General features: G+C 65.0%; 17 protein-coding genes. 6 read left to right on the forward strand and 11 right to left on the reverse strand.

Translation table 11 applies throughout. The features are described from left to right. Positions 1-142 precede the first annotated feature (142 nt). Positions 143-1120, forward strand: coding sequence for an NADPH:quinone oxidoreductase family protein (locus tag LJF27_RS02795; protein WP_003114042.1), 978 nt, complete (start codon positions 143-145; stop codon positions 1118-1120). Between the two features lie 249 nt (positions 1121-1369). Then, positions 1370-2716, forward strand: coding sequence for a glycerol-3-phosphate transporter (gene glpT, locus LJF27_RS02800; protein ID WP_017001294.1), 1347 nt, complete (start codon positions 1370-1372; stop codon positions 2714-2716). Positions 2717-2752: 36 nt separating this feature from the next. Here the strand turns inward: glpT and LJF27_RS02805 are convergent, their stop codons facing one another. The 5 genes from LJF27_RS02805 to trxA form a co-directional block, all read right to left on the reverse strand. After that, positions 2753-3721 carry a CDP-6-deoxy-delta-3,4-glucoseen reductase gene (locus LJF27_RS02805; protein WP_003096331.1) on the reverse strand — a complete coding sequence of 323 codons (969 nt, stop codon included), beginning with the start codon at positions 3719-3721 and terminating at the stop codon, positions 2753-2755. After that, on the reverse strand, positions 3721-5187 hold the full coding sequence (ubiD, locus tag LJF27_RS02810) for a 4-hydroxy-3-polyprenylbenzoate decarboxylase (protein WP_003163059.1): 1467 nt from the start codon (positions 5185-5187) through the stop codon (positions 3721-3723). The genes LJF27_RS02805 and ubiD overlap by 1 nt, the downstream gene beginning before the upstream one ends. A 78-nt stretch (positions 5188-5265) precedes the next feature. After that, positions 5266-7254 carry an acyltransferase family protein gene (locus tag LJF27_RS02815; RefSeq protein ID WP_014603407.1) on the reverse strand — a complete coding sequence of 663 codons (1989 nt, stop codon included), beginning with the start codon at positions 7252-7254 and terminating at the stop codon, positions 5266-5268. A gap of 69 nt (positions 7255-7323) precedes the next feature. Further along, positions 7324-8583: a transcription termination factor Rho gene (rho, locus tag LJF27_RS02820; RefSeq protein ID WP_003096334.1), complete on the reverse strand. Its 1260-nt coding sequence runs from the start codon at positions 8581-8583 to the stop codon at positions 7324-7326. Positions 8584-8827: 244 nt separating this feature from the next. Continuing rightward, the gene (trxA, locus tag LJF27_RS02825) at positions 8828-9154 is read right to left on the reverse strand and encodes a thioredoxin TrxA (RefSeq protein WP_003096336.1); all 327 of its coding nucleotides are present in this window, start codon (positions 9152-9154) and stop codon (positions 8828-8830) included. Positions 9155-9352: 198 nt separating this feature from the next. On the opposite strand from trxA, the gene ppx reads away from it, so the two are divergent. Then, a complete protein-coding gene (gene ppx, locus LJF27_RS02830; protein ID WP_003114040.1) occupies positions 9353-10858 on the forward strand; it encodes an exopolyphosphatase in 1506 nt (501 codons plus the stop codon). Here the strand turns inward: ppx and ppk1 are convergent. Further along, on the reverse strand, positions 10845-13055 hold the full coding sequence (ppk1, locus tag LJF27_RS02835) for a polyphosphate kinase 1 (protein ID WP_003099209.1): 2211 nt from the start codon (positions 13053-13055) through the stop codon (positions 10845-10847). The genes ppx and ppk1 overlap by 14 nt on opposite strands. A 17-nt stretch (positions 13056-13072) precedes the next feature. After that, positions 13073-14086, reverse strand: coding sequence for a porphobilinogen synthase (hemB, locus tag LJF27_RS02840; protein ID WP_003096352.1), 1014 nt, complete (start codon positions 14084-14086; stop codon positions 13073-13075). Between the two features lie 243 nt (positions 14087-14329). On the opposite strand from hemB, the gene LJF27_RS02845 reads away from it, so the two are divergent. From LJF27_RS02845 to LJF27_RS02855, 3 genes are all read left to right on the forward strand, one after another. Next, positions 14330-14920, forward strand: coding sequence for a DedA family protein (locus LJF27_RS02845; protein WP_003096354.1), 591 nt, complete (start codon positions 14330-14332; stop codon positions 14918-14920). A gap of 164 nt (positions 14921-15084) precedes the next feature. Beyond that, complete coding sequence (elbB, locus tag LJF27_RS02850) at positions 15085-15753, forward strand: isoprenoid biosynthesis glyoxalase ElbB (protein WP_003099212.1); 669 nt, start codon at positions 15085-15087, stop codon at positions 15751-15753. 95 nt (positions 15754-15848) lie between these two features. Beyond that, positions 15849-16322: a thioesterase family protein gene (locus LJF27_RS02855; RefSeq protein ID WP_003118044.1), complete on the forward strand. Its 474-nt coding sequence runs from the start codon at positions 15849-15851 to the stop codon at positions 16320-16322. On the opposite strand, the gene LJF27_RS02860 is transcribed toward LJF27_RS02855, so the two are convergent. The 4 genes from LJF27_RS02860 to LJF27_RS02875 all read right to left on the reverse strand — a co-directional run bounded on the left by LJF27_RS02860 (position 16307) and on the right by LJF27_RS02875 (position 20479). Next, entirely contained in the window at positions 16307-16789 is a 483-nt protein-coding gene (locus LJF27_RS02860; protein WP_003099218.1) for a YaiI/YqxD family protein, read from the reverse strand. The two genes, LJF27_RS02855 and LJF27_RS02860, sit on opposite strands and share 16 nt — an antisense overlap. A 66-nt stretch (positions 16790-16855) precedes the next feature. Continuing rightward, positions 16856-18757 carry a cytochrome c/FTR1 family iron permease gene (locus LJF27_RS02865; RefSeq protein WP_003115264.1) on the reverse strand — a complete coding sequence of 634 codons (1902 nt, stop codon included), beginning with the start codon at positions 18755-18757 and terminating at the stop codon, positions 16856-16858. 104 nt (positions 18758-18861) lie between these two features. Next, entirely contained in the window at positions 18862-19491 is a 630-nt protein-coding gene (locus LJF27_RS02870; protein WP_003096365.1) for a LysE family transporter, read from the reverse strand. Positions 19492-19720: 229 nt separating this feature from the next. Next, complete coding sequence (locus LJF27_RS02875) at positions 19721-20479, reverse strand: TerC family protein (protein WP_003118047.1); 759 nt, start codon at positions 20477-20479, stop codon at positions 19721-19723. Between the last annotated feature and the right edge of the window lie 4 nt (positions 20480-20483).

Consider the following 20483-nt stretch of genomic DNA (forward strand, 5'->3'; position numbering starts at 1 on the left):
TCGACGAATGCCGGCAAGCATAGCCAGACTCTCGGCCGGGCCCAAGCCCGGGGTTTATGGACAACCATCAGTTGCGGCGATGCTGATTGACCCCCGGCGTCTCCCTCCTACACTGGCCGGACCGCAAACTGGAGCGTCCCCGATGAAAGCCGTCCTCTGCAAAGCCTTCGGCCCGGCCAGCAGCCTGGTCCTGGAAGAAATCGCCAGCCCGAGCCCGGCGAAGAACGAAATCCTCCTCGATGTGCACGCCGCCGGGGTCAACTTCCCAGACACCCTGATCATCGAGGGCAAGTACCAGTTCAAGCCACCCTTCCCCTTCTCCCCGGGCGGCGAGGCGGCCGGGGTGGTCGCCGCGGTCGGCGAAAAGGTCGCCCACGTCAGGCCCGGCGACCGGGTCATGGCCCTGACCGGCTGGGGCAGCTTCGCCGAGCAGGTCAAGGTGCCCGGCTATAACGTGATGCCGATTCCCGAAGGCATGGACTTCGCCAGCGCCGCCGCCTTCGGCATGACCTACGGCACCTCGATGCACGCCCTGAAACAGCGCGCCAACCTGCAACCCGGCGAGACCCTGCTGGTGCTCGGCGCTTCCGGCGGGGTCGGGCTGGCTGCCGTGGAGATCGGCAAGGCCATGGGCGCCCGGGTGATCGCTGCCGCCAGTACCCCCGACAAGCTCGCCGTGGCCAAGGCCGCCGGCGCCGACGAACTGATCAACTACAGCGAAGGTAGCCTGCGCGAGCAGCTCAAGGCCTTGACCGGCGGCCAGGGCGTCGATGTGATCTACGATCCGGTGGGCGGCGAACTGTTCGAGGAGGCCTTCCGCAGCATCGCCTGGAACGGACGGATGCTGGTGGTCGGCTTCGCCAGCGGCAGCATCCCTTCGCTGCCGGCCAACCTGACCCTGCTCAAGGGCGCCTCGCTGGTCGGCGTGTTCTGGGGATCGTTCGCCCAACGCCAGCCGCAGGACAACGCTGACAACTTCCGCCAGCTGTTCGCCTGGCACGCCGAAGGCAAACTGAAGCCGCTGGTGTCGCAGCGCTTCCCGCTGGAACGGGCCGGCGACGCTATCGACGCCCTCGGCCAGCGCAGGGCGGTCGGCAAGGTGGTGGTGGAGGTTCGCTGAGCCACGAAGGCGGCGAGTATTGCCTCCCGCCCGTGCGGAGAAAGGCATGGCGGGCCGGAGCGATACACCGGCCGAGGCCCACGCTGTCAGATGTTTTTCCCCTATGAAGGCCCCGGTTTCCGACCGGGGCTTTCTTATTTCCGACCAATGCACTCAACCTGTAACATTTCCGCTATTTTTTCATTTACGAAAAATGTAGTGTTCGCAACCGCGTAAAAAGGCGCGACACAACAACAAGCGGAGCTCGCGATGTTCGGAATCTTTCGTCCCGCGCCACACCAGGCGCCACTGCCCGATGCCGAGGTGGACAGCACCTACCGGCGCCTGCGCTGGCAGATCTTCGCCGGTATCTTCATCGGCTACGCGGGTTACTACCTGCTGCGCAAGAACTTCTCCCTGGCCATGCCCTACCTTATCGAGGACGGCTACAGCCGCGGTCAACTGGGCGTCGCGATGTCGGCCATCGCCATCGCCTACGGCCTGTCGAAATTCATCATGGGCCTGGTCTCGGACCGTTCCAACCCACGGGTCTTCCTGCCGTTCGGCCTGTTGGTGTCGGCGGCGGTGATGTTCATTTTCGGATTCGCGCACTGGGCTACCTCCAGCGTCGCCATCATGTTCGTCCTGCTCTTCATCAACGGCTGGGCCCAGGGCATGGGCTGGCCGCCGAGCGGACGGACCATGGTCCACTGGTGGTCGCAGAAGGAGCGCGGCAGCGTGGTCTCGGTGTGGAACGTCGCCCACAACGTCGGCGGCGGCCTGATCGGCCCGCTGTTCCTGCTCGGCCTGGCGCTGTTCGGCGACTGGCGCTCGGCCTTCTACGTGCCGGCCATCGTCGCCGTGGGCGTAGCCGTGTTCGCCTATTTCGCCATGCGCGACACCCCGCAATCCTGCGGCCTGCCACCGATCGAGAAGCACAAGGACGACTACCCCGAAGGCTACGACGAACACCACGAGCGCGAGCTGTCGACCAAGGAGATCTTCGTCACCTACGTGCTGCGCAACAAGCTGCTCTGGTACATCGCCCTGGCCAACGTGTTCGTCTACCTGCTGCGCTACGGTGTGCTCGACTGGGCGCCGACCTACCTCAAGGAGGCCAAGCACTTCAACGTCGACAAGTCGTCCTGGGCGTACTTCTTCTACGAATGGGCGGGGATTCCCGGCACCCTGCTCTGCGGCTGGCTGTCGGACAAGCTGTTCAAGGGCAATCGCGGCGCCACCGGCGTGGTGTTCATGATCCTGGTGACCGTCGGCACCCTGATCTACTGGCTGAACCCGGCCGGCAACCCGGCGATCGACATGGCCGCGCTGATCATGATCGGCTTCCTGATCTACGGCCCGGTGATGCTGATCGGCTTGCAGGCCCTGGAGCTGGCGCCGAAGAAAGCGGCCGGCACCGCCGCCGGCTTCACCGGTCTGTTCGGCTACCTCGGCGGCTCGGTGGCGGCCAACGCCCTGGTCGGCTACACGGTGGATCACTTCGGCTGGGACGGTGGCTTCAAGCTGCTGATCGGCGCCTGCCTGCTGGCCATCCTGTTCCTCTCCCTGACCCTGCGCAAACCCGCGGTCCAGGCCGCGCCGCAGCAAGCCGGCTGATGACGCGGCGGCTCCGGCGCCAGGCCGGAGCCGCGTTCAGTCCCGCGGCGCGTAGGCGAACACGTCGGCGCGCATCTGGTGCGCATCCATCCCTGCTTCGACCAGGGCATCCAGGGTCGCGTAGACCATCGCCGGCGAGCCGCTGGCATACACATGCAGGCTCGACAGGTCGGCGAAATCCTCGCGCACCGCCTCGTGCAGCAAGCCGCAACGCCCCTCCCAGCCACAGAGGTCGCTGACCACCCGGTGCAGGAACAGGTTCGGCAGGCCTTCCCACTCCGTCCAGTGCGGCAGTCGGTAGAAATCCTCCGGACGCCGAACGCCCCAGTAGAGATGTACAGGATGGGCGAAGCCGGCGGCGCGGCAGTGCTCGATCAGGCTGTGCATCTGCGACATGCCGGTTCCCGCCGCGATCAGCACCAGCGGACCGTCGGGCAGTTCCGCCAGGTGCGCGTCGCCGAACGGCAGCTGGATCCGTGCCAGGCGCTCGCGCTGCAATTGCGCGATCAGCGCGACGGCACTGTCTTCCTTGGCCAGGATGTGCAACTCAAGGTCGCGTCCCGCATGCGGCGCGGAGGCCAGGGAAAACGCCGCGCTGTCGCCGCCGTCACGCTCCAGCAACAGGTACTGCCCGGCGTGATAGCGTGGCGGCTTGCCGGCCGGCGCGCGCAGGCCGACCCGGTAGACGTCGCCGCCGACCTCTTCGCAGAAGCTCAACTGGCAGGTCAGCTTGCGCAGAGGCAGTTCACCCGGCGCCAGCACCCCGTCCCAATGCAGCACGCAGTCTTCCAGCGGCTCGGCGAGGCAGGTGAAGAGTTCGCCATGATCGCGTACCTCGCCGTTCTGGCGTACCCGCCCCTCCACCAGCAGCGCCGCGCAGATATGGCAGTTGCCGTTGCGGCAGCTCTGCGGACAGTCGTAGCCAAGCCGCCGGGCGCCATCGAGGATGCGTTCCCCCGGCAGCAGCTCGAGGCAGGCGCCGGACGGTTGCAGGACGATACGCATCAGTCGATCCCGAGGCTCGACCAGAGGGCGTCGATGCGCCGTGTCACCGCTTCGTCCTTGACGATGGCGCGCCCCCATTCGCGGCTGGTCTCGCCCGGCCACTTGTGGGTGGCATCAAGCCCCATCTTCGAGCCGAGGCCGGAAACCGGCGAGGCGAAGTCGAGGTAGTCGATGGGCGTGTTGTCGATCATCACCGTGTCGCGCTTGGGGTCCATCCGCGTGGTGATGGCCCAGATCACATCGTTCCAGTCGCGCGCATCGATGTCATCGTCGGTGACGATGACGAACTTGGTGTACATGAACTGCCGCAGGAACGACCAGACCCCGAGCATCACGCGCTTGGCGTGCCCTGGGTACTGCTTCTTCATGGTCACCACCGCCATCCGGTAGGAACAACCTTCCGGCGGCAGGTAGAAATCGACGATTTCCGGGAACTGCTTCTGCAGGATCGGCACGAACACTTCGTTCAGCGCCACCCCGAGGATCGCCGGCTCGTCCGGCGGACGCCCGGTGTAGGTGCTGTGGTAGATCGGTTTCTGCCGGCGGGTGACGCGCTCGACGGTGAACACCGGGAAGCGATCGACCTCGTTGTAGTAGCCGGTGTGATCGCCATAGGGGCCTTCGTCGGCCATCTCGCCGGGGTGGATCACCCCTTCGAGGACGATCTCGGCGCTGGCCGGCACCTGCAAGTCGCTCCCGCGACACTTGACCAGCTCGGTACGATGCCCGCGCAACAGGCCGGCGAAAGCGTATTCGGAAAGGGTGTCCGGCACCGGCGTCACCGCACCGAGGATGGTCGCCGGATCGGCGCCCAGCGCCACGGCTACCGGATAGGGCTGGCCCGGATGCTTCTGGCACCACTCGCGGTAGTCCAGTGCGCCGCCGCGATGGCTGAGCCAGCGCATGATCACCTTGTTGCGGCCGATCACCTGCTGGCGGTAGATGCCCAGGTTCTGCCGTTCCTTGTTCGGCCCGCGGGTAACGGTCAGGCCCCAGGTGATCAGCGGCCCGACATCGCCCGGCCAGCAGGTCTGGACCGGCAGCCGGCCGAGGTCGACGTCCTCGCCCTCCTCGACCACTTCCTGGCAGGGGGCGTCCTTGAGCACCTTCGGCGCCATGGACAGGACCTTCCTGTACATCGGCAGCTTGGCCCAGGCGTCCTTGAGGCCCTTCGGCGGCTCGGGCTCCTTGAGTTGCGCCAGCAGCTTGCCGATCTCGCGCAGTGCGCCGACGCCCTCGGCGCCCATGCCCAGCGCCACGCGCTCCGGCGTACCGAACAGGTTGCCGAGCACCGGCATGTCGAAGCCGGTCGGCTTTTCGAACAGCAATGCCGGGCCCTTGGCGCGCAACGTGCGGTCGCACACCTCGGTCATCTCGAGCACGGGGGAAATCGGCACCTGGATGCGCTTCAACGCACCGCGCTGCTCCAGCTGGGCGATGAAATCGCGGAGATCCTTGAACGTCATTGGCCTAACCATTCACTGCAAGACCCCACATCCTACCTGCTCCCGGCCCATCCGGCAGCAGGCAAACGCGGCATTCGGTCACTGCTGGCTGGCGATCCTCGAGTCGTCGAGGCTCTGTAGCATCGGCTCGAACAAAGGCCCGAGTTCATGGGCCCCCTGGGTCGAAAGGTGGTTGTTATCCATGTACAGCGACCAGCCATCACGTTCGGCGAAACAATCCAGGCCATCGCAGAGCACGCTGGAGGGGTCGAGCACGCTCACCCGCGGGTTGCCTTCGGCCAGCGCATCGAACAGCGCATTCACGTAGGCGACGCGCGCAGCGTGCTCAGCGAAGGGAAAACGTGCGCGCCCGACATCCTCCCCGCTCAGACTCAGCCGCACCAGCCGCGCCGGTGCCTTGAATGGCAGCAGCGGTACGTCCTTGACCAGCCAGACATGTACGTCGGCCGCGTTCAGCCTTTCGATCATTCCGCTCAGGCGTTGCCGCAGCAGCGCCTCGGCGATCGAGCTGTCCGGCGTGTCGTCCGGCTCGCGGAGAATGTTGCGGGTACCGTCCTGCGAGTCGCCGTATATATACATGTCCCAGCGCCCGGCGAGGATCACCCCGCCCGGCCGCTGCTGTTCGACGAACTCGAGCATCTGCTGGTTGAAACGCAGGCAAGTGTCCTTTTCCAGCATCCCCAGCAACGGCGGACAGCCCGCCAGCGAAGCCTGCCAGATCGGCAGTCGGCGACTGGTAGCCAGTTCGCGCAGCAGCGGGCTCAACGCCGCGGAATGGCTGTCGCCCCAACTGACCAGCAGCGGTCGTTCGGCAGCCAGTTCCGCCGGGAAGCGGCAGATGCTTTCCTGACTGAGCGCCTTCTTGTCGAACATGCAGTCGGTCTGCCCATCGCGCCATTTGGACGCCTTGGCATAACGCAAGGCTTCCTCGGAAAGACGCGACGGCACGCCGTCGTAATGCCGCACCAACTGGCCGATGACTCCCAGCAGCAGCAAGCTGCACAGCGCCGCGCCAAGCATCTGCCGGCGCCCGGCGAACAGCTTGCGCTCGCGGAACGGTGCCTCGACGTAGTACAGCGACAGTGCCGCCAGGCCGATGCTCGCCGCCAGCAACCCCAGGCGTGCCGGCAGGCCCAGGGTTTCCAGTGCGTGGTACTGGACGAAGACGTACAGCGGCCAGTGCCAGAGGTACAGCGAATAGGAGATCAGACCGAACCAGACCAGCGGTTGCCAGCCCAGCAGGCGGCGAACCCAGGTGTCGCCGGCGCCGTTGGCCCAGATCAGCAGGGCGGTGCCAAGCACCGCCGGCAGCGCCGCGAGGCCGGGGAAAGGAGTGTCGCTGTCGTAGAAGAACACCGGCAGGAGAATCGCCGCTATGCCGAGGGTGGCCGCCAGTTGCAGGGACCACTGCGAATGACCGCGGCTACCGCCCGGCAGCAACGCCAGCACGGCACCCGCCAGGAGTTCCCAGGCGCGCATCGGCAGGAGGAAGAATGCACTGCCAGGTCGCTGGCTAACCGCCCAGACGCTGGCCGCCAGCGATAGCGCCAGGACCGCGAGGAGGATGGCGAGCCGCCAGCGCAGCAGACGCCCGGAGACCGCGGCCAGCAGTAGAGGGAAGAGAATGTAGAACTGCTCTTCCACCGACAATGACCAGGTATGCAATAGCGGCTTGAATTCGGACGCGGCGTCGAAATAGCCATCCTGCTTCCAGAACAGGATGTTCGAGGCGAACATCGTCTGGTAGCGAACCGAACGCCCTAACTCTTCGTAGTCGCGCGGCGCCATGAGGAACCAGCCGATCACCAGGCTCGCCGCCATCATCACGAACAGCGCGGGGAGAATGCGGCGTGCCCGGCGCGCCCAGAAGTCGACGAAGCTGAAACGTCCGGCCTGCTGCTCGCGCCGGATGATCGAAGTGATCAGGTAGCCGGAAATGACCAGGAAAACATCGACGCCCACATAGCCGCCGGTGATGCCCCCCAAGCCAAGGTGGTAGAACACCACCGGCAGAATGGCCAACGCTCGCAAACCATCGATGTCCCTTCGATAGGCCAGGCTCGACATCCACGTCCCTCCAGATATGCAAAAGGCGCCCCGGTCAACCGGAGCGCCTTTGTTTGGTACTCTCGAAGACTACTTTCGTTTCATCGAATCGAAGAACTCATCGTTGGTCTTGGTCTGCTTGAGCTTGTCGATGAGGAATTCGATCGCGGAGATCTCGTCCATCGGGTGCAGGATCTTGCGCAGGATCCACATGCGCTGGAGCTCGTCCTCGCTGGTCAGCAGCTCTTCGCGGCGGGTACCCGAACGGTTGATGTTGATGGCCGGGAACACGCGCTTCTCGGCGATCTTGCGATCCAATGGGAGTTCCATGTTGCCGGTACCCTTGAATTCCTCGTAGATCACCTCGTCCATCTTCGAGCCGGTTTCCACCAACGCCGTGGCGAGAATCGTAAGAGAACCGCCCTCTTCGATGTTCCGCGCGGCGCCGAAGAAGCGCTTCGGCTTCTCCAGGGCATGGGCGTCGACACCGCCGGTGAGCACCTTGCCGGAGCTGGGGATCACGGTGTTGTAGGCCCGCGCCAGACGGGTGATGGAGTCGAGCAGGATGACCACGTCCTTCTTGTGCTCGACCAGGCGCTTGGCCTTCTCGATCACCATCTCGGCGACCTGTACGTGACGGGTCGGCGGTTCGTCAAAGGTCGAGGCGACCACTTCGCCGCGCACGGTGCGCTGCATTTCGGTCACTTCCTCAGGGCGCTCGTCGATCAGCAGGACGATCAGGTGGCATTCGGGGTTGTTGCGGGTGATGTTGCTGGCGATGTTCTGCAGCATGATGGTCTTGCCCGCCTTCGGCGGCGCCACGATCAGGCCGCGCTGGCCCTTGCCGATCGGCGCGCAGAGATCGATGACGCGGCCGGTCAGGTCTTCGGTGGAGCCGTTGCCGGCTTCCATCTTCATCCGCTCGTTGGGGAACAGCGGCGTCAGGTTCTCGAAGAGAATCTTGTTCTTCGCATTCTCCGGACGATCGAAGTTGATCGAGTCGACCTTGAGCAGGGCGAAGTAACGCTCGCCCTCTTTCGGCGGCCGGATCTTGCCGATGATGGTGTCGCCCGTGCGCAGGTTGAAGCGCCGGATCTGGCTCGGCGAGACATAGATGTCGTCGGGGCCGGCCAGGTAGGAAGAGTCGGCGGAGCGCAGGAAGCCGAAGCCGTCCTGAAGAATCTCCAGCACGCCATCGCCGGAGATCTCTTCACCACTTTTCGCGTGCTTCTTCAGCAGGGCGAAGATGATGTCCTGCTTGCGCGAACGGGCCATGTTTTCCAGGCCCATGGCATCGGACATTTCCAGCAGTTCGGCAATCGGCTTTTGCTTGAGTTCGGTCAGATTCATAGGAAAGAGATAGGTACGCAGAAAGAGGAATTGGAGAAAGCGTCGAGCTTGGGAAAGCCGTGTCGCAAGGGGGCGACAGGAGCGCTAGAAAGTTCGAGTAGGAAGTGCGTCCGGGACGGCATGCAGAAGGCGACGGAAAAAACGTCGCGAACCCGAATTTAACACCGTGGCCGGGTGGCGTCTATAGAAACGCAAAAAAAAGCCCCGCGAATCGCGGGGCTTTCCAGCGAGGCCTGGGCCCGGCTCAGATATTGGCGTCGAGGAAGGCCGCCAGCTGCGACTTGGACAGTGCGCCGACCTTGGTCGCCTCGACATTGCCGTCCTTGAACAGCATCAGGGTAGGGATGCCACGCACGCCGTATTTCGGCGGGGTATCCTGGTTCTCGTCGATGTTCAGCTTGCAGACCTTCAGCTTGCCCTGATAGTCCCTGGCGACTTCGTCCAGCACCGGCGCGATCATCTTGCACGGACCGCACCACTCGGCCCAGTAGTCCACCAGCACAGGGCCGTCGGCCTTCAGCACGTCCTGCTCGAAGCTGGCATCAGTAACGTTGACGATATGTTCGCTCATGAAATCTCTCCGTAGTCGGACGCGAATTGAAACGCGAAAGTGCCGACCATCATATCCCGCCTTGACCCTCGCCGGAAGGCGCAGCCGATTGAGAGTCTCTATCGTTGGTCGGCTGATTCCCGATTGATCGGCTGCCGCATTGGCGACCCTCGCCCTATCGTGGCAGGATGGCGCAGTTTTCCAATGGACTTGCAAAGCATGCCGCAAAAACCTGCCGAGGCATTCCCGCTGATTGCCGCCCTGGACCTGGGTTCCAACAGTTTCCACCTCTGTCTGGCCAAGGCCAATATCCACGGCGAAGTCCGCATCCTCGAACGGCTGGGCGAGAAGGTCCAACTGGCCGCCGGCCTCGACGAGGAGCGCAATCTTAGCGAAGAGGCCACCCAGCGCGGCCTCGACTGCCTGCGCCGCTTCGCCCAGTTCATCAGCGGCATGCCCCAGGGTTCCGTACGCGTGGTCGCGACCAACGCCTTGCGCGAGGCGCGCAACCGCAGCGATTTCATCCGTCGTGCGGAAGAGGTTCTCGGCCACCCCGTGGAAGTCATCTCCGGCCGCGAGGAAGCCCGCCTGATCTACCTCGGCGTCGCCAACAGCATGCCCGACAGCGGCGGTCGCCGGCTGGTCAGCGACATCGGCGGCGGCAGCACCGAGTTCATCATCGGCCAGGGTTTCGAGTCCGAGCTGCGGGAAAGCCTGCAGATGGGTTGCGTCAGCTACACCCAACGCTACTTCCGCGACGGCAAGATCACCCCGGCCCGCTACGCCCAGGCGTACACTGCTGCACGCCTGGAACTGATGGGCATCGAGAACAGCCTGCGGCGCCTCGGCTGGCAACAGGCGGTCGGCGCCTCCGGCACCATCCGCGCAGTGGCGCTGGCGATCAAGGCCGGCGGCCACGGCAACGGCGAGATCAGCCCGGACGGACTGGCCTGGCTGAAGCGCAAGGTGCTCAAGCTCGGCGACGTGGAGAAGCTCGATCTGGAAGGGATCAAGCCGGACCGCCGGACCATTTTCCCGGCCGGACTGGCCATTCTCGAAGCGATCTTCGACGCGCTGGAACTGGAACAGATGGTTCACTCCGAGGGCGCCCTGCGCGAAGGCGTTCTCTACGACCTGGTCGGCCGTCACCAGCACGAGGACGTGCGCGAACGCACCATCAGCTCGCTGATGCAGCGCTACCACGTCGATCCGGAGCAGGCTTCGCGGGTGGAGGCCAAGGCCCTCAAGGTGCTTGCCGAAGTCGGCGACGCCTGGGAGCTGAACGGCGAACTGCACCGCGACCTGCTGAGCTGGGGCGCACGGGTCCACGAGATCGGCCTGGACATCGCCCATTACCACTACCACAAGCACGGCGCCTACCTGATCGAGCACTCCGACCTGGCTGGCTTCTCGCGCCAGGACCAGCAGATGCTGTCGCTACTGGTACGCGGCCACCGCCGCAACATTCCGGCGGACAAGCTGGCGGAGTTCGCCGAGGAAGGCGACAAGCTGGTACGTCTGTGCATCGTGCTGCGCTTCGCGATCCTCTTCCACCACATTCGCGGCACCCAGGAAATGCCCTCGGTGCGTCTGAAGGCAGAGCCCAAGAGCCTTTCGGTGACCTTCCCCGAGGGCTGGCTGGAAGCCAACCCGCTGACCCAGGCCGACTTCGCCCAGGAAGCCGAATGGCTCAAGCGGGTCGGCTACAGCCTCAACGTGCGGTAAGCACCGGCGCGGCCAGCTTCTCCAGCAGGGTCGCCTGGGTATTGCGGGGGTTCTGGTTACCGGTGGGACTGAGCCGCTGGTAGCTACCGTCGGCCTGCAACACCCAGGCCTGGGTGTTGTCGGTCAGGTACGTTTCCAGTTCCTTCTTGACCCGCTGCACCAGCTTCTTGCCTTCCACCGGGAAGCAGGTCTCGACGCGCATGTCGAGGTTGCGCTCCATCCAGTCGGCGCTGGAGAGATAGAGCTTCTCGTCGCCGCCGTTGAGGAAGTAGTAGATGCGGCTGTGCTCGAGGAAGCGCCCGATAATCGAGCGCACGTGGATATTGTGCGAGACCCCCGGGATGCCCGGCCGCAGGCAGCACATGCCACGCACCACCAGGTCGATCCTGACCCCGGCCTGGCTGGCCTTGTACAGGGCGCGGATGACCTTCGGATCGGTCAGCGAGTTGACCTTGGCCATGATGTGCGCAGGCTGGCCGAGCGCCGCCTGGGCCGCCTCGCGGTTGATCATTTCCAGCAGGTTCTTCTTCAGGGTGAACGGCGCATGCAACAGCTTCTTCATGCGCAGCGTCTTGCCCATCCCGATCAGTTGGTTGAACAGCTTGTGCAGGTCCTCGCAGAGCGCCACGTCGGCGGTCAGCAGGCTGTAGTCGGTGTACAGGCGAGCGTTGCCGGCATGGTAGTTGCCGGTGCCCAGGTGCGCGTAGCGGCGCAGTTCGCCGTCCTCGCGACGGAGGATCAGCATCATCTTGGCGTGGGTCTTGAAGCCGACCACGCCGTAGATCACCACCGCGCCGGCCTGTTGCAGGCGGCTGGCCAGTTGCAGGTTGGACTCTTCGTCGAAGCGGGCGCGCAGCTCGATCACCGCGGTGACCTCCTTGCCGTTGCGTGCCGCCTCGACCAGGGCGTCGACGATCTCAGAGTTGGCACCGCTGCGGTACAGGGTCTGCTTGATCGCCAGCACGTTCGGATCCTTGGCGGCCTGGCGCAGCAGGTCGATCACCGGGGTGAAGGACTCGAACGGGTGCATCAGCAACACGTCGAGCTTGCTGAGGACGTTGAAGAGGTTTTCCTTCTTCTGCAAAAGACGCGGGATCGCCGGGGTGAAGGGCGGGTACTGCAGCTCCGGATGGCTTTCCAGGCCGGTGACGCTGAACAGGCGGGTCAGGTTGACCGGGCCGCTGACCTTGTACAACTCGCTTTCGGACAGGCCGAACTGCTTGAGCAGGTAGTTGGTCAGGTTCTGCGGGCAGGTATCCACCACCTCCAGGCGTACCGCGTCCCCGTAGCGACGCGAGAACAGCTCGCCGCGCAGCGCGCGGGCCAGGTCCTCGACATCCTCGGTGTCCACCGACAGGTCGGCGTTGCGGGTCAGGCGGAACTGGTAGCAGCCCTTCACCTTCATGCCGGGGAACAGGTCGTCGGCGTGGGCGTGGATCATCGACGACAGGAACACGTAGTTGTCACCCTCGCCGCCAACGTCTTCCGGCAGCCTGATGATCCGTGGCAGCAGGCGCGGCGCCGGGATGATCGCCAGGCCGGAGTCGCGGCCGAAGGCATCCATCCCCTCCAGCTCGACGATGAAGTTGAGGCTCTTGTTCACCAGCAGCGGGAACGGATGGGTCGGGTCGAGGCCGATCGGGGTGATGATCGGCGCGATCTCGTCGCGGAAGAAGCGCCGCACCCAGGTCTTGATCTTCAGCGTCCAGTGACGCCGGCGGATGAAGCGGATCTGGTGCTTGGCCAGCTCCGGCAACAGGGTCTCGTTGAGGATCCGGTACTGCCGCGACACCTGCTCGTGGACCAGCTCGCTGATCCGCGCCAGGGCCTGGTGCGGCAGCAGGCCGTCGGCGCCGGCCTGCTCGCGGGCGAAGGTGATCTGCTTCTTCAGGCCGGCGATGCGGATCTCGAAGAATTCGTCGAGGTTGCTCGAGAAGATGAGGAGGAACTTCAGCCGCTCCAGGAGCGGGTAGGACTCGTCCAGCGCCTGCTCCAGCACGCGGATGTTGAACTGCAACTGGGAGAGCTCGCGATGAATGTACAGGCTGCTGTCATCCACGCTGGGAACCACCGCAGGTGGCGTTTCCACCGGGATCGTTTCGGCCATCTTCACTTCTGCTTCGCTTTCCACGTTCGCCACTACGGTTTCGTCGGCGGCGATACGTTCGATCTCATCAAGTCCTTGCTGCGTATTCATTCATCTTCCCGAGGGGGTCAACGCCCCCGTCTTAATTGTTCTGCGGCCTGCTTGGCGAAGTAGGTCAGAATGCCATCGGCGCCGGCACGTTTGAAGGCGGTAAGGGACTCGAGGATCACCGATTCGGCCAGCCAGCCGTTCTGGATGGCGCCCATGTGCATCGCATACTCGCCGCTGACCTGGTAGACAAAGGTCGGGGCGCGGAATTCATCCTTCACCCGACGCACGATGTCGAGGTAGGGCATGCCCGGCTTGACCATCACCATGTCGGCGCCTTCGGCCAGGTCGGCGGCCACTTCGTGAAGTGCCTCGTCGCTGTTCGCCGGATCCATCTGGTAGGTGGCCTTGTTGCCCTTGCCGAGGTTCGAAGCCGAGCCGACCGCATCGCGGAACGGACCGTAGTAGGCGCTGGCGTACTTGGCCGAGTAGGCCATGATCCGCACATTGGTGTGGCCGGCAGACTCCAGGGCCTCGCGGATCGCACCGATGCGACCGTCCATCATGTCCGAGGGCGCTACCACCTGGGCGCCGGCCTCGGCGTGGGACAGCGCCTGCCGTACCAGCACGTCGATGCTGACGTCGTTGAGGACGTAGCCATCGTCATCCAGGATGCCGTCCTGGCCATGGGTGGTGAACGGGTCGAGCGCCACGTCGGTGATGATGCCCAGCTCCGGAAAGCGCTCGCGCAGGGCGCGGGTGGCGCGCTGGGCGATGCCTTCCGGGTTGTATGCCTCGGCGGCGTCCAGGGACTTCTTCTCCACCGGGGTCACCGGGAACAGCGCCAGCGCCGGAATGCCCAGGGCCACCCACTCTTCCGCCTCGATCAGCAACTGGTCGATGGACAGGCGCTCGACGCCGGGCATCGACGGAATGCTTTCACGCTGGTTGACCCCATCGAGGACGAACACCGGCAGGATCAGGTCGTCGACGGTGAGGACATTCTCGCGGACCAGGCGGCGGGAGAAGTCATCGCGGCGATTGCGCCGCAGGCGGGTGTAGGGATAGGCGCGATTGGCGGGAGTGAAGCTCACGGTTTACTCCAGGGCCCAGATAACGGGCACAGTGTGGCAGTTATAGTCCCTGATTATGACGGATTGGCAACAAGCGACGACAGTGACTCAAGGTCGCGGCATCCTGCCGCACCGCCAATCATCGCAAAAAGCCAGCGGCAAAGGCCATTCATTGCACAATCAATGACCTGGGCCGTGACGATCGCGCTTTCCCCACGCCCTCAACCGAGTTAGGCTGCGCGTTCATTTCGCTTCGCTGCCCCGATGATGCTCCAACAATTCCTGCAGGACTTCGGCTATTTCGCCCTTTTTCTCGGTACTTTCTTCGAGGGCGAAACCATTCTCGTGCTGGCCGGGTTCCTTGCCTTCCGCGGCTACATGCAACTGGATACCGTGATTCTCACCGCCTTCCTCGGCAGCTACGCCGGCGACCAACTCTGGTACTTCCTCGGACGCCGCCACGGACGCCGGTTGCTGGCGCGCAAGCCGCGCTGGCAGAAGCTCGGCGACAAGGCGCTGGACCATGTGCGCCGCCATCCCGACCTGTGGGTGCTGAGTTTCCGCTTCGTCTACGGCCTGCGTACGGTGATGCCGGTGGCCATCGGCCTGTCCGGCTATCCACCGGCCCGCTATCTTCTTCTCAACGGCATCGGCGCCATCGTCTGGGCCGCCGCGCTGGGCTCCGCCGCCTACTATTTCGGCAGCGTACTGGAAGGCATGCTCGGCAACATCAAGAAATACGAACTCATGGTCCTCGGCGGCCTGATCGTGCTGGGCCTGCTGCTCTGGCTATGGCGGCGTTTCAAGACACCGCGCGGCAACGGCGCGGGCGGCAACGCCGACAAATCCGAGTGAACCCGCGCCGGCGCGACTGAACAGCCGGCCCCTTCGTACACTCCAACTCCTTGTACCCTCCGCTCCGGCTGGCCGCCGGGGCCGGCGGCTCGCTATGCTTGCGCGATACCGACCCCGGCCAGGCCCGTCCGGTCCGGATCCTGCGTTCCCAAGGAGTAAGCCTCATGCACAAGAAAGTTGCCGTCATCCTCTCCGGTTGTGGCGTCTACGATGGCGCGGAAATCCACGAAAGCGTGATCACCCTGCTCCGCCTCAGCCAGCGTGGCGCCGAGGCACAATGCTTCGCGCCGAACATCGCCCAGCACCATGTGGTCAACCACCTGACCGGCGAGGAAATGCCGGAAAGCCGCAATGTCCTGGTCGAGTCCGCGCGTATCGCCCGCGGCGAAGTCAAGGACCTGCGCGAAGCCCGCGCCGAGGACTACGACGCGCTGATCGTGCCCGGTGGCTTCGGCGCTGCGAAGAACCTCAGCGACTTTGCCATCAACGGCGCGCAATGCCAGGTGCAGCCGGACGTGCTGGCGCTGGCCAAGGCTTTCGCCGAAGCCGGCAAGCCAGTCGGGCTGATCTGCATCGCTCCGGCGATGGCGGCGAAGATCTACGGCGCCGGCGTCCAATGCACCATCGGCAACGACGCCGACACCGCCGACGCGCTGAAGCAGATGGGTGCCGAGCACATCGACGCGCCGGTGGACGAGATCGTCGAAGACAGCGCGCGCAAGCTGGTGACCACCCCGGCCTACATGCTCGCCCAGTCGATAGCCGAAGCCGCTTCCGGGATCAACAAGCTGGTCGACCGGGTGCTCGAACTGGTGGACCAGGACAAGGCCTGATCGGCCAAGCACGAGGGCGGTCGCGCCGCCGCCCTTTTCAAATCCGTGCCGCTACGCCAGCGTGCGTCTCGAAACCATCGAATCGAGACGCCGCGATGAGCGAAACGCCCTCCTCCGCCCTGCCTGACGACGTCCACCAACTGGTGGCGGATTTCTTCCAGCGCATCCCCTTCAACCGCATGCTCGGCATCCGCGTGGTGAGCCTCGGCCGCGAGCGGGTAGTCCTCGACCTGCCGATGAAGGACGAACTGATCGGCAACTTCGTCCAGGGCATTCTCCACGGCGGGGTGATCTCCAGCCTGCTCGACGTCACCGGCGGAGCGATGGCCCTGATCGGCGCCCTCGAACGGCATCGCGAACTGCCAGGCCATGAGCGCATGGCGCGGCTGTCGAAACTCGGCACCATCGACTTGCGCGTCGACTACCTGCGCCCGGGACGCGGCCGGACGTTCACCGCCCATGCGGTGCCGCTTCGCTCGGGCAACAAGGTCGCAGTGGTGCGCTCGGAACTGCATAGCGACGACGGCACGCTGGTCGCCGTCGGTACCGGTACTTATCTGTGCGGCTGACTCGCGCGTAGATCGGCTTCCCGCTGCAGGCGGGTGAGCAGGCGGTCCAGGGCGTTGGCGAACGCCTGGCGGTCACGCTCACCGTAGGGCGCCTGGCCGCCGCCCATCTGCCCCTGGTCACGCAGGTCGGCCATCAGGTTGCGCATGGCCAGCTTATCGCCCATGTTCCGCGCGTCGAACTCGCGGCCGCGAGGATCGAGGGCGGCAACCTGTTTCTTGATCAGCCGATCGGCCAGCGGTACGTCGCTGCAGATCGCCAGGTCGCCCGGCTCAGCCTGCTCCACCAGGTAATCGTCAGCCGCATCCATCCCGCTTTCCACCACCACCAGACGCACGCAGGCGAACGGCGGCTTGACCTGCGGCTGGCCGGCGACCATCCAGACTTCCAGCTTGCGCTTGAGAGCGAACTTGCAGACCAGTTCCTTGGCCGCCTTGGGGCAGGCGTCGGCATCGATCCAGATACGCATGAACGGACTTCCGTAGAAATGACGACGGCCAGTATCGCACTGGCCGTCGTGGTTGCGCGAACCCGCTCAGTCGGCCGCGTTGGCCGCCGCACGCCGGCGCTCGACGATCCGGCTACGTCCGTAGAGCAGCGCGATGGCCACCAGCGCCATGGCCTGGGCCGACAGCGAATAGGCGTCGGCCTTGATCCCCAGCCAGTCGAAGTCGAAGAACGGCACCGGACGGGTGCCGATCACCCCGGCTTCCTGCAAGGCGATGACGCCATGTCCGGCGAACACCACCGAGAGCGCACAGAGCAACGCCGCGTTGATGCTGAAGAACAACCCCAGCGGCAGTTTCGCCGAACCACGCAGGATCACCCAGGCCAGGCCGATCAGCAGGACCACGGCGGTCGCCGCGCCGCCGATCACGGCATTGTGCCCGGCCGGTCCGGCCTGCAACCAGAGGGTTTCGTAGAACAGGATGACCTCGAACAACTCGCGGTAGACCGAGAAGAACGCCAGCACTGCGAAGCCGAAGCGTCCGCCACCGCCCACCAGGCTGCTGCGGATGTAGTCCTGCCAGGCTGCCGCGTGGCGGCGGTCGTGCATCCAGACGCCGAGCCAGAGCACCATCACGCAGGCGAACAGAGAGGTGAAGCCCTCCATCAGCTCGCGCTGGGCACCGCCGATATCGATCACATAGGCGGCCAACGCCCAGGTGGCGAAACCGGCGACGAAGGCCAGCCCCCAGCCGACGTGCACGCCACGCACGGCACTTTCCTGCCCGGTATTGCGCAGGAAGGCGAGGATGGCGGCAAGCACCAGGATTGCCTCTACCCCTTCGCGCAACAGGATCAACAAGGCGGAAACGAAACTGATGGAGAAACTCAGCGAGTCGCCGCCAAGCTGCTTGGCGGCCTCTGCCAGCTTGCCCTTGGCCAGCTCCAGCTGTTGCGCCACCTGGGTTTCCGGGAGGCCATCGCGCAACGCCTGGCGGTAGGCCATCAGCTGCTTCTCGGTGGAGCGGCGCAAATCGGCGTCGACGTTGTCCAGCGAGCTTTCCACCAGCTCGAAGCCCTCCAGGTAGGCCGCCACCGACAGGTCGTAGGCCTGGTCGCGGTCGCCTTCGCGATAGACCGCGAAGCTCTTGTCCAGGGTGGCGGCGGTATAGTCGATCAACTGCCCAGGACCGCGCTGCTCCAGCGGCGGATGCGCACGCAGGGCGCGGAAGCTCTCCGCAGCGGCCTCGCCGTCGTGCTCGGCGACTTCGGCCGGAGTCTGCGTGGCCAGGGTCGCCAGCGGGTAGGCATGGGCCTTGTCCGGCTGCGCACTGCCGGCGCTCAGGCCGGCCACATAGCTGGCCAGGTCCCAGCGCTGGCGTTCGTCGAGCTGGTCGGCGAACGCCGGCATGTCGGTGCCGGCCACGCCCAGGCCGATGACGTTACGCAGGTCGTAGAGGCTCAGGTGGTCGAGGCGCTGGCGATCGGTGAGGTTCGCTGGCGGCGGTTCCAGGCCGATGCCGGCGGGGCCGTCGCCCTTGCCCGCATCGCCATGGCAGATCGCGCACTGCTGGGCATAGATCGGCGCCGCGCGGCTCGGGTCGGGGGTGATCGCGGGGGTCTGCACCACCTGGTAGATATCCGCCACCCGTGCCTCGAGGTTGCGCGCCTGGAGGGCCACGTCCCTTCCCGGCAAGCGCTGCTCGATGGCCTGGCGCAGGCTGGCGACGCCCCTCTCCAGCTCGGCGCGCTCGGGGCGCATCGGCAGGGTCAGGACCAATGCCTGCAGGTTGCCGACGAACTCCACCTGTTCCTGGTATTCGCTGGGGTCGACGATCTTGCCGTCAGCCACGGTCGGCGGATAGTCGGCCGCCAGGTAACTCAACAGATGCAAGGCTTGGGAGGGGTCGACGGCCGTGTCGGCAAGAGCTCCAAGGCTGAACGCGCAGACCAGCGGCAGCAGCCACAGCAGGATTTTCGGAGGGTGCATGGCGAAGACGAAGTGAGAATGGAAGAGATTAAATTGTCCCTTCGCCTTCCCGCCCATGCAAGAAATACTCTGTAACAATCACGCCCATCAGCGTGTCGGGCGGCTCAGAGCGGCGCTCGGCGTACCGTCGCCAGCAGCCCCGCGGCACCGACGAACAGGCTGGCGAAGGTACGGTTCACCAGCTTCTGCTGGCGCGGCGAACGCAGTACGCGTAGCACGCGCGCAGCCAGCCCGGTGTAGCCGGCCATGACGATCAGGTCGACGACGATCATGGTGCCGCCCATGATCAGGTATTGCGCCAGCAGCGGCTGGTGCGGGTCGATGAACTGCGGCAGCACCGCGAGCATGAAGATCACCGCCTTGGGATTGCTGGCGTTGACCAGGAAACCACGCAGCACCAGGGTCAACGGTCGCCCCAGAGGCCGTTCGCCATCGGTGCTCAAGGCCTGTGGCGGCGCCTGCCACTGGCGCACCGCCAGGTACACCAGGTAGGCCACGCCGAACCACTTGATCAGGCTGAAAGCCAGTGCCGAGGTCGCCAGCAACGCACCGACGCCGGCGGCGACAATGGCGATCTGCAGGGCCAGGCCGATCTGCAGGCCCAGCGCGTTCCAGTAGCCTCGCGCAAAGCCGTACTGCAACCCGCAGGACATCGAGGCGATGGCTCCGGCGCCCGGCGACAGGCTGATGGCCCAGCAGGCGAGGAAGAAGGCGAACCAGGTACTGACGAGCATTGCACACCTCGGAAAGCGAACGCGGCTGGCGGCGGGAACGAAAAAGCCAGTGTGCACCAAGGCGGAGCAGCCGCACAGGTTTTCCGACCACGCGCCTCGCCCAACCTTTGCGGGCGCAACCTGGCGGACAGAAAAAACCCGGCAGATGCCGGGCTTTCCCGAGGATACGTGCTCAGCCATGTTGGGCAGACCACCGCGATGCGGCTATTCGCCCTGGCCCCGAACGCTCTCAGTCCGGCGAACCCTTGCGCAGCTTCACCGGCTCTTCGCCGCGCTTGCGCGCCAGGGCTCCGCGCAAGCGGATGTTCAGCGCCTCCACCGCCAGGGAGAAGACCATGGCGAAGTAGACGTAGCCTTTCGGCACGTGCACTTCGAAGGACTCGGCCACCAGCACGGTGCCGACCACGATGAGGAACGACAGGGCGAGCATCTTCAGCGAGGGGTGTTTCTCGATGAAGTCGCTGATGGTGCCTGCCGCCAGCATCATCACGCCGACCGAGATGACGATCGCCGCGACCATCACCGGCACGTTCTGCACCAGACCGACGGCGGTGATCACCGAGTCCAGGGAGAAGATGATGTCGATGATCGCGATCTGGACGATGATGCCCATGAAGCCGTGGACCTTGCCGCCGCTCTTCTGCTCTTCTTCCGCGCCTTCCAGGCTGTGGTAGATCTCCATGGTGCTCTTGAACAGCAGGAACAGGCCGCCGAAGAAGAGGATCAGGTCACGCCCGGAGATGCCCTGGCCGAACAGGTGGAACAGGTCGGTGGTCAGGCGCATGACCCAGGTGATCGAGAGCAACAGCAGGATCCGCGTGCCCATGGCCAGGGCCAGGCCGAAGAAGCGCGCCTTCGGTTGCTGGGCCGGCGGCAGGCGCCCGACCAGGATCGAGATGAAGATGATGTTGTCGATGCCGAGGACGATTTCCAGGGCGGTCAGGGTCAGGAACGCGACCCAGATTTCAGGACTGGCGAGCCATTCCATAGAT

This window comes from Pseudomonas sp. 203-8 (assembly GCF_020708595.1).
Taxonomy (GTDB): Bacteria; Pseudomonadota; Gammaproteobacteria; order Pseudomonadales; family Pseudomonadaceae; genus Pseudomonas; species Pseudomonas aeruginosa.